The organism is Gilliamella sp. LMG 34362 (assembly GCF_984569125.1).
Genome location: NZ_OZ474902.1, coordinates 530,697 through 546,528, shown reverse-complemented (window position 1 = coordinate 546,528; position 15,832 = coordinate 530,697). Strand labels below are relative to the sequence as shown.

General features: G+C 34.3%; 17 protein-coding genes. 11 read left to right on the top strand and 6 right to left on the bottom strand.

Annotation, left to right across the window (positions count from 1 at the left end; translation table 11 throughout):
* Window positions 1–219 precede the first annotated feature (219 nt).
* The 4 genes from rpsT (at window position 220) to dtd (ending at window position 2,486) form a co-directional block, all read left to right on the top strand.
* Complete coding sequence (gene rpsT, locus AC5LWZ_RS02605) at window positions 220–483, top strand: 30S ribosomal protein S20 (RefSeq protein WP_034901681.1); 264 nt, start codon at window positions 220–222, stop codon at window positions 481–483.
* A gap of 117 nt (window positions 484–600) precedes the next feature.
* Entirely contained in the window at window positions 601–1,188 is a 588-nt protein-coding gene (locus tag AC5LWZ_RS02600; protein WP_493463926.1) for an SPOR domain-containing protein, read from the top strand.
* A 13-nt stretch (window positions 1,189–1,201) separates the two neighbouring features.
* Window positions 1,202–2,044 carry a virulence factor BrkB family protein gene (locus AC5LWZ_RS02595; RefSeq protein ID WP_198201743.1) on the top strand — a complete coding sequence of 281 codons (843 nt, stop codon included), beginning with the start codon at window positions 1,202–1,204 and terminating at the stop codon, window positions 2,042–2,044.
* 7 nt (window positions 2,045–2,051) lie between these two features.
* Entirely contained in the window at window positions 2,052–2,486 is a 435-nt protein-coding gene (gene dtd, locus AC5LWZ_RS02590; protein ID WP_034901687.1) for a D-aminoacyl-tRNA deacylase, read from the top strand.
* Window positions 2,487–2,540: 54 nt separating this feature from the next.
* On the opposite strand, the gene AC5LWZ_RS02585 is transcribed toward dtd, so the two are convergent.
* Window positions 2,541–3,920: a histidine-type phosphatase gene (locus tag AC5LWZ_RS02585; RefSeq protein ID WP_493463925.1), complete on the bottom strand. Its 1,380-nt coding sequence runs from the start codon at window positions 3,918–3,920 to the stop codon at window positions 2,541–2,543.
* A 192-nt stretch (window positions 3,921–4,112) separates the two neighbouring features.
* Between AC5LWZ_RS02585 and dauA the strand changes: the two genes are divergently transcribed.
* On the top strand, window positions 4,113–5,786 hold the full coding sequence (gene dauA, locus AC5LWZ_RS02580; protein WP_198201745.1) for a C4-dicarboxylic acid transporter DauA: 1,674 nt from the start codon (window positions 4,113–4,115) through the stop codon (window positions 5,784–5,786).
* A gap of 187 nt (window positions 5,787–5,973) precedes the next feature.
* Window positions 5,974–6,519: an HdeD family acid-resistance protein gene (locus AC5LWZ_RS02575; protein WP_493463924.1), complete on the top strand. Its 546-nt coding sequence runs from the start codon at window positions 5,974–5,976 to the stop codon at window positions 6,517–6,519.
* Between the two features lie 94 nt (window positions 6,520–6,613).
* On the opposite strand, the gene rsgA is transcribed toward AC5LWZ_RS02575, so the two are convergent.
* On the bottom strand, window positions 6,614–7,639 hold the full coding sequence (rsgA, locus tag AC5LWZ_RS02570; protein WP_198222363.1) for a small ribosomal subunit biogenesis GTPase RsgA: 1,026 nt from the start codon (window positions 7,637–7,639) through the stop codon (window positions 6,614–6,616).
* An 80-nt stretch (window positions 7,640–7,719) separates the two neighbouring features.
* Here rsgA and orn point away from each other — a divergent pair, with 80 nt between their 5' ends.
* The 5 genes from orn (at window position 7,720) to AC5LWZ_RS02545 (ending at window position 13,586) form a co-directional block, all read left to right on the top strand.
* Complete coding sequence (gene orn, locus AC5LWZ_RS02565; RefSeq protein ID WP_065614655.1) at window positions 7,720–8,292, top strand: oligoribonuclease; 573 nt, start codon at window positions 7,720–7,722, stop codon at window positions 8,290–8,292.
* Complete coding sequence (gene waaA / locus AC5LWZ_RS02560) at window positions 8,289–9,557, top strand: lipid IV(A) 3-deoxy-D-manno-octulosonic acid transferase (protein WP_493463923.1); 1,269 nt, start codon at window positions 8,289–8,291, stop codon at window positions 9,555–9,557. The genes orn and waaA overlap by 4 nt, the downstream gene beginning before the upstream one ends.
* Window positions 9,558–9,560: 3 nt before the next feature.
* Window positions 9,561–10,538: a ferrochelatase gene (gene hemH / locus AC5LWZ_RS02555; protein WP_306244578.1), complete on the top strand. Its 978-nt coding sequence runs from the start codon at window positions 9,561–9,563 to the stop codon at window positions 10,536–10,538.
* A gap of 155 nt (window positions 10,539–10,693) precedes the next feature.
* Entirely contained in the window at window positions 10,694–12,025 is a 1,332-nt protein-coding gene (locus tag AC5LWZ_RS02550; protein WP_294882490.1) for a CoA-disulfide reductase, read from the top strand.
* A 139-nt stretch (window positions 12,026–12,164) separates the two neighbouring features.
* Window positions 12,165–13,586 (top strand): cation:dicarboxylate symporter family transporter, encoded by a 1,422-nt coding sequence (locus AC5LWZ_RS02545; RefSeq protein ID WP_198201750.1) that lies wholly within the window; start codon window positions 12,165–12,167, stop codon window positions 13,584–13,586.
* Window positions 13,587–13,676: 90 nt separating this feature from the next.
* Here the strand turns inward: AC5LWZ_RS02545 and galU are convergent, their stop codons facing one another.
* From galU to AC5LWZ_RS02525, 4 genes are all read right to left on the bottom strand, one after another.
* A complete protein-coding gene (galU, locus tag AC5LWZ_RS02540) occupies window positions 13,677–14,591 on the bottom strand; it encodes a UTP--glucose-1-phosphate uridylyltransferase GalU (protein ID WP_493463922.1) in 915 nt (304 codons plus the stop codon).
* A 20-nt stretch (window positions 14,592–14,611) separates the two neighbouring features.
* Window positions 14,612–15,112: a DUF2569 domain-containing protein gene (locus tag AC5LWZ_RS02535; protein ID WP_198201752.1), complete on the bottom strand. Its 501-nt coding sequence runs from the start codon at window positions 15,110–15,112 to the stop codon at window positions 14,612–14,614.
* Window positions 15,113–15,122: 10 nt separating this feature from the next.
* Window positions 15,123–15,572, bottom strand: coding sequence for a hypothetical protein (locus AC5LWZ_RS02530; protein WP_110448574.1), 450 nt, complete (start codon window positions 15,570–15,572; stop codon window positions 15,123–15,125).
* Between the two features lie 102 nt (window positions 15,573–15,674).
* Window positions 15,675–15,824, bottom strand: coding sequence for an entericidin A/B family lipoprotein (locus AC5LWZ_RS02525; protein ID WP_110448575.1), 150 nt, complete (start codon window positions 15,822–15,824; stop codon window positions 15,675–15,677).
* Window positions 15,825–15,832 lie beyond the last annotated feature (8 nt).

The window sequence follows — 15,832 nt, the reverse complement described above, 5'->3', positions numbered from 1 at the left end:
TTATAAATATAAAAACAATAAAATTTTTGCTATTCTAACATAAAATTTCTAATTAGGTTACAATCAATATCGGTTATATAGTAAACATTTACTCGAAATTAGTGATTTATACTTTTTATAGTAAATTTTTTTATGTAACAGCATTGACAATGGAAAGAAAATCAGGCATATTTCCCCGCCTTATTAATATGTATTTTTATTTAAACTTGGGAGTTGACTTTGGCTAATATCAAATCAGCTAAAAAGCGTGCGGTTCAATCCGAAAAACGTCGTAAACATAATGCTAGTAACCGTTCAATGATGCGTACTTATGTTAAAAAAGTTTACGCAGCTGTTGCAGCTGGTGATAAACAAACAGCTGAAGTAGCATTCAAAGACATGCAAGCAGTTGTTGACCGTCAAGCGGCTCGTGGTCTAATCCACAGAAACAAAGCTGCACGTCATAAAGCAAATTTAATTAAACAGATTAAAGCGCTAGCTTAATTTTCTAATCTGTTGACAATAGAGTTAAAGAAAATTGAAAAAAAGTGGTGTAAGCCACTTTTTTTATTTATATACTGTCATTTAAATTTATATGAATAAAAGAAAAGAGAGCATATTGTGGTTCAACGTGATTATGTAAGAAAAAAGAGCCAATCAAAATCAAAAGCTAAAAAAAATAAGTCACGAATATTGCCATCGTTAATGATATTTCTTGCGATTATCATTATTATTCTGTTTTCTGCTATTTTATACTTACTTTCAACAAATCATCCTGAAAAACCTATTGAGCGTCCAAAAGTAAAAACTGAGTCACCAGTAGCAACTCTACCTGAACAACCACAAGAACGTTGGACTTATCTTAAAGAATTAGAAACACCAAATGCGAGTAGTGGTACTAACTCTACTACAAGTGAAAGACAACAAATATTAGATAGTTTTATCAATAATTCTTCTACAACGACTCCGACTACATCAACCAATATGGAAGATAGTAAATGGTTACTACAGTGTGGTGCATTTAAAGAAAAAACAAATGCAGACACACTAAAAGCTTCTCTAGCTATGACCGGTATTAGTGGTAATATAACCATAAGTCAACAATTATATCGAGTTACTGTTGGCCCATATACAAATAAAACTGATGCACAAAAAGTATTAAACACATTAAAAACTAATGGGATCAATAATTGCATTATATCTAACTAAATGAAGGTATATTATGGGTATACTTAAGCATATGCAGTCATTTTTAGTAATGTTGTGGGCTCGAATAAATCATGATAGATTAACTACTTCAGCAGCAGAACTAGCTTACACAACCATACTTGCATTAGTCCCTCTGATAACGGTAATTTTTGCATTACTCTCAGCCTTTCCTATGTTTGACGAGGTGAGTCAATCATTAAAACAACTCATTTATAGTAATCTCGTTCCAACTGCTAGTGATACTATCCAAAATTATCTTGAGCAATTTATCGCCAATACCAAAAAAATGACCTTGGTCGGAATTATCGGCTTAATAGTGACATCACTATTACTTATTAACTCTATTAATAATGCACTTAATCGTATCTGGCGAACTAAGCGGAAACGTTCGTTCATGTATAACTTAACTATGTATTGGACTATTTTGACTTTAGGTCCTATTTTAGTTGGTTCAAGTGTTGCTGTAAGCTCTTATATATTCTCACTAAAATGGTTATCCGATGCAGCCAGTGGTGATGTACTACTAAGTACCTTACCATTTATTATATCTATTGTCGGATTTTGGTTACTTTACAGCATTATACCTACCGAATCGATACCATTTAAAGAAGCTGTAATTGGCGCATTAGTCGCTGCGATATTATTTGAAATTGGTAAACGTGCTTTTGCGCTGTACGTGACATCATTTCCTACTTATCAACTTATTTATGGTGTAGTATCCTCAATTCCTATTATGTTAGTTTGGATATATTGTTCTTGGTGTATTGTCTTATTTGGCGCTGAATTTGCAGCAACACTCACTGACTATAATAGACATAGCAAAATGCCCTTAAAACATTCTTCCCAATCGGAGTAATATAAAAATGATTGCCTTAATCCAACGAGTAAAACAAGCTTCAGTTTCTGTAAATAACCAAATTATTGGTGAAATAAATCAGGGATTATTGGTTTTACTTGGTGTTGAACAAGGCGATAATGAACAGAAAGCGCTCCGTTTAAGTGAAAAAGTGCTTGGCTACCGTATTTTCAGTGACAATGACGGCAAAATGAATCTCAATGTGCAACAAATTAATGGCAAACTATTAGTTGTTTCTCAGTTTACACTAGCGGCTGATACTCAAAAAGGTATGCGGCCAAGTTTTACAAAAGGGGCTTCGCCAGATATGGCCAATGAGCTTTACCAATTTTTTGTCAAACAGTGCCAACAGCATATTGAAACACAAACAGGGCAATTTGCAGCCGATATGCAAGTATCACTGATTAATGACGGCCCAGTAACATTTTGGCTACAAGTTTAATTATGCTGTCTTAAAGGAATGATATTCTAAAGTTTTTAATTAAATATAACGTATTTATTTAATTTTATTTAGCCATTTTAATACCACTCCTTGGTCGGTAAGCCCCCAGTTATTTAATTTATTTTCATAGAACTTCTTCAATTCGTCCCATTGATAATAAGGGTAATCGTTGGTTTTTAAAGGTAAATGGACTTCTCGCTCATTTAACATTACTTTAACTAATATAGGCTGATCAGCTTGTTCACTTCTATAAAATATCCATTGAATATTTGCTGACATTGGAATAATTTTATCGGCTTGCCAAACGGAAGGATAATCAGTTACTGGATTAGCTACCGTATTGGTACCTTCAATTTCCATCAATGTTGCTAATGGTGATACAGTTTCGGCATGAGCAAATCGCAAATTGGCATCAATATCCTTATTAGCTATCGCACTATCAGCTGTTTTTAACATATCTAATAATAGTGGTGCAGCAATCTTAATTTGGATGCCATTACTATCAAAAGCAGGACCAATTTGTAAATAATTTTTTGCTGTGACGACAGTATTAAACCATAATAGCTGATCTTGTGTGAAGTAACCGCTAAAATCAAGATGATTATCAGCTAATACTAGTGGTGAAAAGGATAATAATTCTTGATAAAGCTGATAAACAGAAAGCACAAAATTTTGCGTTTTAACTAAAGAATTTTCTGATAGCAAGATACCATTATTTAATTGATGAATAAAATCAGATGTGAAGATCAAACTTGCGATATTTTCACTCATCTCTACTGATTTAGTATCATTTTCTAAAGATTTTAGTGTATTTTTAATTATGCTATTTTTCTTATATTTAGCATAAGCAGGCGAATATTCAAAAAAACGTAACAACGTTTGCTGATCTTCTAGTTGTTGATTAACGTTTAGCTTGGAATATTTGGTTTTGAATGTATTAATAAAGATTTCAGCCGTTTCTTTAGCCCGTGGAGAGGTTGATGAAATAACCGCTATTTTTTGACCTTTAAACACTGTTGGATTATTCTTTAACATCCGTTGACTAATTAAACTTATATCTTTTCGCCCAAGATCACTAAGTTCACCATAATGATCTTTATTAAGTTCTCTAATAGTAGTAATTTGCGTTAATAATAATTTCCCTTTTTCAGTTAATTGATTATTTTTTTCCGCCAATACCAAAATTTTATAAGCAATATCTTCATATTTAGCTTTGCTGATATAGCGGGAACCATGACGACCAATATGATCAATATAAAACGCTTGATACCCACTAGGCGCAGGAGTAAGAGATTGTCTTGCATCATATTGATATGCAGTCTTTGAACCAGAAATCATCATTCCAGCAAAACTCAATGGCGTAAAAAGCGTAAGCATAATGGCTAATATCTGATTTGCTGGTTGAGTAATAGAAAAATTTTTTATAAAAGACATAATTACCCCTATCTATAATTAATAATATAAGAGCAAAATAACAGGCCATTACTTATAAGCTTATTTTATCTCATTAATAACATTATTTAACTGAAAATAATGCAATTATTTTAATAACACTCTTTCAATTTTTGAAAAAAGGATTATCTTATTATGTATTTTTTCCAACTCATTTAATTGATTTAAAACATAATGAAATTATATGGCCTTTCTGGTACTAAAATTAGTAGTGCATTTATTTCGGCATGCATTAACACCCCTTATAACACAACTCGTTTTCTTAAAGACTTGATTGCCGGAATAACTGTTGGCATTATTGCTATTCCGCTTGCTATGGCGTTAGCTATAGCAAGTGGTGTTGCACCTCAACATGGCTTATATACTGCGATTATCGCTGGTTTCGTGATAGCACTGACAGGTGGTTCTCGTTTTAGTGTTTCCGGCCCAACAGCAGCTTTTGTGGTAATTTTATATCCGGTTTCGATACAATTTGGTTTATCAGGTCTATTAATTGCTACCTTACTTTCAGGCATATTTTTAATATTAATGGGCATAATTAGGTTAGGTCGCTTAATAGAATATATTCCTCTACCTGTGGTATTAGGTTTTACCTCTGGTATTGCAATAACAATTGCAACAATGCAAATTAAAGACTTTTTTGGTTTAACACTGGAACATATGCCGGAAAACTACATCAATAAAGTTATTGAACTAGTGAAGACGTTGCCAACGATTAATATCGCCGATACATCAGTAGGATTAATAACACTTATTGTGCTAATTGTTTGGCCAAAATTTCGAATGAAAATTTCTGGCCATTTACCAGCATTAGTCGCAGGAGTATTAATAATGCTAATCTTCAATCAATTTGGCTATCAAATAGAAACAATTGGTTCACGATTCACGTATACATTGGCAGATAATACTACTGGTCATGGTATTCCGCCAGTGTTACCAGAATTTATCTTACCATGGGAACATGCTGGTTTTACTTGGGATTGGACAACATTCAGTGCGTTAATTCCAATTTCAATCACTATGGCAATGTTATGTGCTATTGAATCACTACTTTGTGCCGTAGTTTTAGATGAAATGACACATACTAAACATCATTCGAATAGTGAATTGATTGGCCAAGGTCTAGGTAATATCATTGCGCCATTTTTTGGTGGAATTTCAGCAACAGCCGCTATTGCACGTTCAGCAGCAAATGTAAAAGCTGGAGCGACTTCACCCATTGCTGCGGTATTGCATGCGTTAATTGTTTTATTGGCACTCATCTGTTTTGCGCCACTATTATCCTTTATTCCATTATCAGCAATGGCAGCATTATTATTAATTGTTGCATGGAATATGAGTGCCGTACAGCGAGTTATTTATATCATTAAACGCGCACCTAAAGATGATATTATAATCATGCTTATTTGCATGTCACTGACTGTATTATTCGATATGGTTATTGCTATAACAATTGGTATTGTATTAGCTTCTATCTTATTTATGCGTCGTATTGCAAGAATGACTCGTTTAGTCGAATTAAATCAAGGAAATGAGAAAACATTAGTACTGCGTATTAGTGGTCCATTGTTCTTTGCCGCTGCTGAGCGTACCTTTTTAGAGTTATACCAAAAAATTAATGGTTATCAAAACATTGTTCTACAGTGGGATGCAGTACCTATTCTTGATGCTGGGGGCTTAAATGCGCTTATTCATTTCATTGATGAATTACCTGCGCAGGTGGAGCTCTCAATTTGTGAATTACAATTTCAACCATTAAAAACTTTAGCCCGAGCAAAAATTGTACCAATTCCAAACAAATTAATGTTTTATTCAACTTTAGATGAAGCACTGAAAGATAAAATTTAAATGCGAAATTCGTTTTATTATATTGCTTAAATACTATACTTAGTGAAAACATAGTATCTGATTTTCACTAAGTATTTTGCATCACCTATATACCTTGTCCTTTTCCAAAATAATATAAGTAAAAGTTAGCCTTGCAAGATAGTACTTGTTTAATTCTTTACATTAACAACAAAAATAGGAAATTAATATGACAACTAATAAAAACACTATTCAAGATGTTAAGCATAAAGCGAATTGGTTTATTGTAATTGGTGTGATTTTAATTGTTCTCGGTTGCTTGGCATTGGGTTATCAATTCATGGCTACCGTTTTTTCTGTTTATTTTATCGGGTCACTACTGTTAATCGCCGGCATCATTCAAGTTATACACGCATTTAATATCAAAGGTTTTGGCCAAACAGCCTTATGGGCAATCATGGGGATTTTATATATCTTTATCGGTGGGATGGCTTTTTTCCAACCGATAGCAGTTTCATCAGCACTAACTTTATTGATTTCATTATTATTGACTATTAGTGGATTTAGCCAAATTTTTGCTGCCATGAGTAATCGCAATATCCCTCGTTGGGGATGGGTAGTTTTTTCGGGAATTATTAACATCATTTTAGGGCTAATGCTAATAGCTGGTTGGCCATATGATAGTGTTTGGGTATTAGGAATGTTTTTAGGTATCGATCTAGTTTTCCAAGGTTTTGCCTATATTGCTATTGGTTTCGCATTAAAAAATCACTAAATAGCGATAGTTTATCTTATTGCTCACAACACAGCTTGTGAGCAAGCAAAATTCCGCAACATATCAAAAATAAAAATCTGATAATTAGCAATGGCTATTTATAACTTTTATTGGTTTTCGCTTTAACCTCACGCATTGATTGCAAAATTCGATGATAATTATCTAATCTTGATGGTGCGATAGCTCCTTCTGATACCGCTTTTTGTAATAGACACCCTGGTGTATCTAAGTGATTGCAATCTCTAAATTGGCAACCACCTAAATAATCATCAAACTCAACAAAACCACCAATAACTTGCTCGGGCTCTAAATGCCATAAACCGAATTCTCGGATTCCCGGCGAATCAATAATATCGCCACCATTAGGTAAATGGTAAAGTCGAGTTGAAGTTGTGGTATGTTGGCCAAGACCCGATATCTCAGAGACCTCACCAGTTAACGTCGCTTGATCATGAGGTAATAGCAAATTAATGATACTTGATTTACCCACACCAGATTGGCCAACCAATATAGATATTTTGTCATCCAGCACCTTTTGTAAAGGTTCAATACCCTGCTGTGATAAACATGAAACATATAAAACTTGATAACCAATTTTAGTGTAAATTTGTAACTGCTGATCAATTTCCTGTTTTTTGTACTTATCAAGCAAATCGATTTTATTCAAAACAATAATCGGTGTGATATTGGTTGCTTCACAAGCAACTAAATAGCGATCGATGATATTAAACGATAATTCCGGCAATACTGCAGAAATAATAACAATTTGATCGACATTTGCAGCAACAGGCTTAACCCCATCATAAAAATCAGGTCGCACTAATTCAGAATGGCGCGGATGAACGGCTTCAATAATACCATTAGTATTTGGTTCTAAACTTTCACGCCATAATACTTTATCACCCGTTACCAAAGATGGCAGCGTACGACGAATACTACAACGATAAATAATTCCAGTGTTATCTTCAACATCAGCAGATTTGCCAAAGCGACTAATCACCACCCCTTCTTGTGGCGCAGAGAAATTAGACAGATTTTCATCTAGCTTAGTTTCTAAACGCTGCTGATGCTTAGCGGCCATACGCCTTTGTTGATTTTTTGAAAGTTGTTTTTTTGCCACGATAACTAATTTTTTGCTCAAACGATTTAGTACTTATGCTACACTACTCGGCATTAAAAAGAAAATTAATACCGCAAATTATGACTACACAATCAAATATAAACAGTAATAATCTAATCTGGATTGACCTTGAAATGACAGGGCTCGATCCAAACAGAGATCGTATTATTGAAATTGCCACCATCGTAACTGACTCTAATTTAAATATCCTTGCTGAAGGTCCAGTTATTGCTGTTCATCAATCAGATGAACAACTTGCACTTATGGATGATTGGAATCAAAAAACTCATGGTAAATCAGGCTTAATCGAACGTGTTCGACAAAGTACCATTGCCGAACAGCAAGCAGAACAACAAACAATTGAATTTTTAAAACAATGGGTGCCTGAAAACTGTTCACCAATCTGTGGCAATACCATTGGTCAAGATCGCCGTTTTCTATTTAATTACATGCCAAATTTAGAAAAGTATTTTCATTACCGTTATCTAGATGTTAGTACGATTAAAGAATTAGCCAGACGTTGGAAACCGGAAATATTAAAAGGTATCAGTAAACAGAGTTCACATCAAGCGTTGGATGATATTCGTGATTCAATTGCCGAATTAGTTTATTACCGACAACACTTTTTTAATCTAACTAATGAATTATCATGAGTATTTTATACACGATTTTACTTTATTTAATTCAACCGTTTGTCTGGATAAGACTACTTTGGCGTAGCCGTAAAGCGCCAGATTATCGTAAACGCTGGTTAGAACGTTATGGATTTTGCAAAAATAAAGTCAAATCAGGTGGAATTTTAGTACATGCCGTATCGGTCGGTGAAACCCTTGCTGCAATTCCGCTGATTAAAGCGCTGCAAAATCAATATCCACAGTTACCCATTACTGTCACAACCATGACTCCTACCGGATCAAAACAAGTTAAATCATTACTAAAAGACAGTGTTAGTCATGTCTATTTACCTTATGATTTACCTTGCGCAATACATCGTTTTTTTAAAACAGTCCAACCTAAATTAGTAATAATTATGGAAACAGAGCTTTGGCCAAACTTAATTAGCCAATGTCATAACAAAAAAATTCCACTGATCATTGCTAATGCCCGTTTATCTGAACGCTCAGCCAAAAGATACCATAAACTAGGGAAAGCAATTAGTAAATTATTCGCTAAAATCAGCACCGTTGCCGCCCAAAACAAACAAGATGGTGATAGATTTATCTCATTGGGCCTACCTGTCGATCACTTAGCGGTAACGGGTAGTATTAAGTTTGATATTGAACTCACTGACAAACAGCAACAAAATATTGCAAAGTTAAAACAGCAATGGCAACTACATCGGCCAGTATTAATCGCTGCCAGCACCCATGCTGGTGAAGATGAAATCATTTTATCAGCATTTAAACAACTCCTTAAAAATCACCCTAACTTATTACTTATTTTGGTCCCTCGCCATCCTGAACGTTTCAAAACCGTTGAAAAATTAATTGTTGATAATGATTTGAATTATATTAAACGAAGTACCAAACAGAATCCAACATCTGAAACACAAGTAATTTTGGGTGATACTATGGGAGAGCTGTTAGAACTTTATGGGATGGCAAATATTGCTTTTGTTGGCGGTAGTTTAATTGAGCATGGCGGTCATAACCCGTTAGAACCAGCACTACACCATATTCCAATTATTAGCGGTAAACACTTTTTTAACTTTAAAGTCATTGGCGAACAATTGATCGATGCTAATGGTATGCTGGTATGTAATAGTGATATTGATTCGCTTTATTTAACCATAAATAGTTTATTAAATAATGAAAGTCGTTGTCAGCAAATTGGCGAAAATGCCTATCAAGTATTAAAAAGTAATCAAGGTGCTTTAAATCGTCTATTGACGATTATTCATCACTATCTTGAGGAATGACTTGTGAATAAAAAACAGGGATTATTGATAGTTAATTTAGGAACGCCAAGTGCCGCAACGCCAATGGCAATTCGCAACTACTTGACTGAGTTTTTACTCGATCGTCATGTTGTCGATCTACCTGCTTTTATTTGGTATCCAATTTTAAAATACCTTGTACTACCTAAACGCGTCCCCTACATCATCAACCATTATCAAAAAATATGGATTGAGGGTGAATCACCATTACTTCATTTCAGTAAACGCTTAATTAATCAATTACAATTAGCATTACCTAATATACAATGTGAATTAGCCATGACCTATGGTGAACCAAACTTACTCTCGGCGTTAAATAACTTAAAGTCATGCGAACAAATTACATTATTACCGTTATTTCCACAGTATTCTACGACGACAACTCAAGCGGTATTAGATAAAGTTAAGCAACTTATTGCAGATAATAATATCAAGATTAATCTTAGCTATATTCATGATTATGCCGACCATCCAAGTTATATTGATGCTCTTTATTCACAAGTCCTGCAAGCGTTTTCAATCCATGGACAGCCAGATGTATTACTCCTTTCTTATCATGGTATTCCTGAACGCTATATTGATAAACGCCAAGACGACTATGTGCAAAGATGCCAGTTAACCACTAAATTATTGACAAACAAATGCCAAGAAAATGGTATCGACTTAACAATAAAAATGGCTTATCAATCAAAGTTTGGTAAAGGGAAATGGGTTGAACCCAACACTAGCGATATATTAGAAAAATTGGCTAAAACAGGCTCTAAATATGTCCAGGTTATCTGTCCAGGTTTTTCAGCGGATTGTATTGAGACCCTTTATGAAATTGATGAACAAAATCGAGAAATATTCCTAAATGCTGGCGGTGAACAATTTTATTACATCCCGGCCTTAAACGATACGTCTCAACAGGTTGAATTAATCAAAGATATACTTGAAAAACCGCCTTTCCTCAAAAAATTTTAACTGATTAAGATTTATTTTTAACAGGAATCAAATCTTATCAACACAACTTTAAATTGATTAATATTAAAGCCAAATAACCAACTAATCTAACTAGTGTGATTAACCTGTGTTACGATGATAGTTAAAAATTATTTGCGCTCAAAGGAGAACACTCGATGAAAATAATCATCATTGGCGCTCAAGCTGCTGGTGCCAGTGCCGCAGCAAAAGCCAAAAGAAAGGATCCTAATGCAACCATTCGCATTTATGAAAAATCAGATATTGTTTCATTTGGTGCTTGTGGATTACCTTACTTTATTGGCAATCATTTTCAAGATGAAAATGAAATGATATCTAGAACACCAAATCAATTTGCAAAAGATGGGATTGAAATCAAGACGTTACATGAAGTTATTGCTATTGATGCAAAATTAAAAAAAATTACAGTCAAAGATCTTAATACCAATAACTGTTTTGATGATGATTATGACAAATTACTTATTGCGGTTGGAGCAGTACCAATAATTCCGCCTTTAGAAAATCGCCAACTGGAAAATATTTTCACTTTACGTGATATATATGATGGTCTGGCAATAAAAAGCGCCTTGGCTAATCCACAAAATACCAATGTTGTAGTTATTGGTGCTGGTTACATAGGACTTGAAGTAACCGAATCTTTAGTGGAATTAAACAAAAATGTAAAATTAATTCAATTAGATGATAGAGTATTGGTCGATGCCTTTGATCCGGAACTTACCGAGATTATTGAAGAAAACTTAAAACAACATTGTGATTTACATCTACAAGAACGAGTACAAGGTTTTGAAGGTGTACAGACAGTTACCCACGTTATTACCGATAAAGCTAAATATGCAGCTGATATTGTCATTATAGCTACAGGGGTAAAACCTAATAGTGAAGTATATAAAGATCTGGATATTGAAACACTTAATAATGGTGCAATTATTATTGATAATTATGGCCAAACAAATATTGCAGGTGTTTATGCTGCTGGTGATTGTGTCGCACTATATCATCGAGTTAGTCAATCAATGACTTATATACCACTAGCTACTGGTGCCAACAAATTAGGTAAAACAGTTGGTGACAATTTAGCTGGTGGAAATAACCAATTCCCAGGCACACTTGGTACATCAGCATTGAAAGTCTTTGATATTGAAGCCGGACGAACAGGTCTAACAGAATCACAAACAATCAAAGCAGGGATCCCTTACAAGACAGTAATCGTTAAAGATAAAAATCACAGTAACTATGTTGAAGGGCAAACTGGCGTAATCGCTAAACTCATTTATCACGCCGAAACTCGTATTTTATTAGGTGGCCAAATAGCGGGAGGGAACGGTGCTGCATTAAGAACGAATAGTTTAGCCACAGCCATTTGGGCCAATATGAAAATTGATGAATTAGCCATGATGGACTTTTTATATGCACCTCCTTTTTCAAGACCATGGGATATTTTAAATATAGCCGGTGGTATAGCTAAATAGTATTAAAACATATTAATTATTTACAATATGTTAGGTTATTAACATTAAAAATATGTGGTAGGGTTAATAATTTATTAACCCTACCACAATAGATCATTACAGAATTAATTCAATTTTATCCAAAAGCTGGGGGTAAACCATGTCAGATGCCATTTTTCAGGGGACTTTTTTTGAAAAGTTCTTATCTATCACCCATTATCAAACCTTAATAGGCATTGGCTTATTGCTGTTTTGCTTTTTTGCGATAATGCGACCACTGCAAACCAAAAAAGTTAATTTTTCTATTCGTATGCTAGTTGGCTTAGTACTTGGTGCCGTACTGGGTTTAGGTATTCAAGCCGCTGCAGGTTTTCCAAATAGCTCAACAATTTGGATGCAAGAAATCGCAACATGGTATGGTTTATTCGGCCGAGCCTTTATAGCCTTTATTCGCATGCTAGTTATTCCTCTGATTTTCGTCTCAATTGTAAAAGTGATTATTGATTTTTCTGGTAAAGAAAATTTACCACAAATCGCATTCAGAGGTATTTTTTGGCTACTATTCACTACAGCCATTGCTTGTATTATTGGGATTATCTTGGCTAATGTATTATCATTAGGTGAACTAAGTTCAACCTCAGCCAAAACCGCTGTTGCAAAACAATATACCAATATCATTGATACATTCGTCAATCTTATCCCTAGTAACATCATTGCTTCCATGGTAAAAGAGAATATTGTTGGTTTAGTCATCTTTTCGGCATTAATGGGACTTGCAGCTAATCGCATGGAAAAAAAGAATCCTCAACCTATTGCCCTGTTTAAAACTTTTATTGAAGCACTTTATAAAATTATCATGTCAATTGCCATGACGGTCATCAAATATATGCCTTATGCGGTAATTGCCTTACTTGCTCGCACCATTATTTCCAATGGTATTCCTGCAATAGTCGAAGTATCAAGCTTTGTATTAGCAATTTACCTTGCTACCATATTAATGCTTGCAGTACATATCTTGATTGTGATGGTACATGGTATTTCACCAATCACATTTATTAAAAAAGCACTTGGTACATGGTTACTGGCTTTTACCAGCCGTTCATCAGTCGGTACATTACCTATGACAATATCAACATTGACCGTCAGAATGGGAGTAAATACCGGTACTGCTAATCTAGTAGGATCATTGGGTAGTACAATGGGAATGAATGGTTGTGCTGGATTTTTCCCTGCACTGCTTGCCGTAATGGTTGCCCATATGGTGGGCATTAATACTGATATCCAATTTTATATTATGCTAGTAATTGTGGTCGTTATAGGTTCGATTGGTATCGCCGGTATCCCAGGTACTGCAACTGTTGCAGCAACCGTTGTACTATCAGGCATGGGAATGGCAGAATACTTCCCTTTAATCGGTATGGTGCTAGCCGTTGATCCAATCATTGATATGGCCAGAACCTTAGCCAATGTATCTGGTGCAATGACAGCAGCAATTGCAACCGATCATGAAGTTGGATTAATGAATATGGATATCTATAACGATCCTAACGTGACCTTGGATAATGAGCAGTCAGAAGTTTAATGATAAAAATTACACTTTCGATGTATTCTAAACAAATAGCAAAAAGACGCCAATTGGCGTCTTTTTTATATCAGTTGATTAGGCAAAAAATTAAATCGTTTTTAACCACGCTTTAACATCATCGCCTAAACTTTTATGACGCATTGCATATTGTACAAAAGTTTGGACATAACCTAATTTATTACCACAATCATGGCTTCGGCCTTTAATGCAATACGCATCAACAGCATCATCTTCTAGTAACATCGCAATTGCGTCAGTTAATTGAATTTCACCACCAGCACCTAATGGTGTTTTGGCTAATAAAGGCCAAATTTTTTCTGACAATACATAACGACCTACCACTGATTGATTAGATGGTGCTTCTTCAATTGACGGTTTTTCAACTACACTATACATTTGTGTTACATTACCTGCAGATAACTCTTCACCACGGCAGTCAACAATACCATAAGATGAAACAAGTTCTTTTGGTACCGGCTCAACCATGATTTGGCTATGTTTAGTCTCATGATAATTATGAATCATCGCCGCTAAATTATCTTGAGTAAGATCACTTTCATACTCATCGATAATCACATCCGGTAACACAACAGCAAAAGGTTCATCACCAACTAAAGGATAAGCACAAAGTACCGCATGACCAAGCCCTTTGGCTAAACCTTGGCGAACACTTGTGATAGTAACATGTTTTGGTAGTATTCCTTGCACTTCTTGCAAGAGTTGACGTTTAACTCGCGCTTCTAACATAGCTTCAAGCTCGAAGCTAGTATCAAAATGGTTTTCAATCGAATTTTTAGAAGAATGTGTCACAAAAATAATCTCAGTTATTCCTGCTGCAATACACTCTTTAACAACATATTGTATAAGTGGTTTATCCACCACGGGTAACATCTCTTTAGGAATCGCTTTGGTTGCAGGCAACATTCTCGTGCCAAGGCCTGCGACTGGAATTACGGCTTTCTTAACTTTGCCCTTTAAAGATGGTTCAAAATTTGATGACATTTTAGTTCCTTAAAAATATATTAACTAATAATATTGTTATTACTTTCCACTCTACGACGCCCATTAACAAACGTGTTATAAACTCTTTCAGATTTTAACATATAAGAAATACAAATAACGCTCAAAATAATGTTTTTGGCTATATTAAACAAATCACGGCTTTCAATTTTAAATGTGGTAAATTGATGAGTAATAAACTGATCTAAAAGCATCAATCCAATAACTAACAGTTCAAAACAAATCATCAAAGATGGAAATTTATAATTTTTAGTGAAAAAAAGATAAAGTAAGTAGATATTAAAAAAAATAAGAATCAAATTCATACCAATTTCTAATGGATAAATCCAGTTAAGATTTTCACTATAAAAAATGGAATTTGAATTAGTAAAATTAGCCAATCTTATAAAGATAATGCTTATATAAATAATCAAAAATATATTACTGATACAACTCAAAATTAATCTTATTGCAACAACAATAAGCCAGCCACCTAATCCTCTAAGGGGTAAGTTATCAGTCATATAAATATCCTTATTTAATAATAGATAAATCCGCAGATTCGATTAATGAAGGATTATCTCTATCTTTAGCTAAAGAATCAATGGAAATATAGATAATCTGACAGTTTTCTAATACCGCTTCTTTTACTACAAATTTTGCCTTACGATCACGAGATTCCTTCTGTTTACGACTAATATACAAATCATCATAACCGTCATCATACATTGATGCTCGTTCAAATATATTAGGACTTCGCCAAAATGTCTCTTTCGGATAATCTCGTACAAAAATTTGACCAGTTAATTTGCCTTTTAAACCGACATAGTTAGTTGTTAAATGACGACTAGCTCGACTTTGAGAAAGGTAAATATGGGGATATGTTGAAACATTGCTTTCAAGTTGGTTTAACTTGAATTCAATACCTGAACGATTTTGATACTGGCAATTTTCCATTGTTAAAGGTGCAGTTCGAAAATTCAACGAACTACACCCTACAAGTAAAAATACAAAGAAAATATTAAAAACACGATACATCATTTATTGTTTACTTATAAAATATTTATAAGTAACTCCAGCCACTATTTACATCTTTTCACTAACATTTTCAGCCGTATTCGTAATTGCTTTACCGCCAGATTGAACATCTTTACCGACACCTTTAAACGTGTTACAACCAACTACCATTGTTGTCATCGCAATACTTACTATTAAAATAAATACTTTACGTAACATGTGATTCT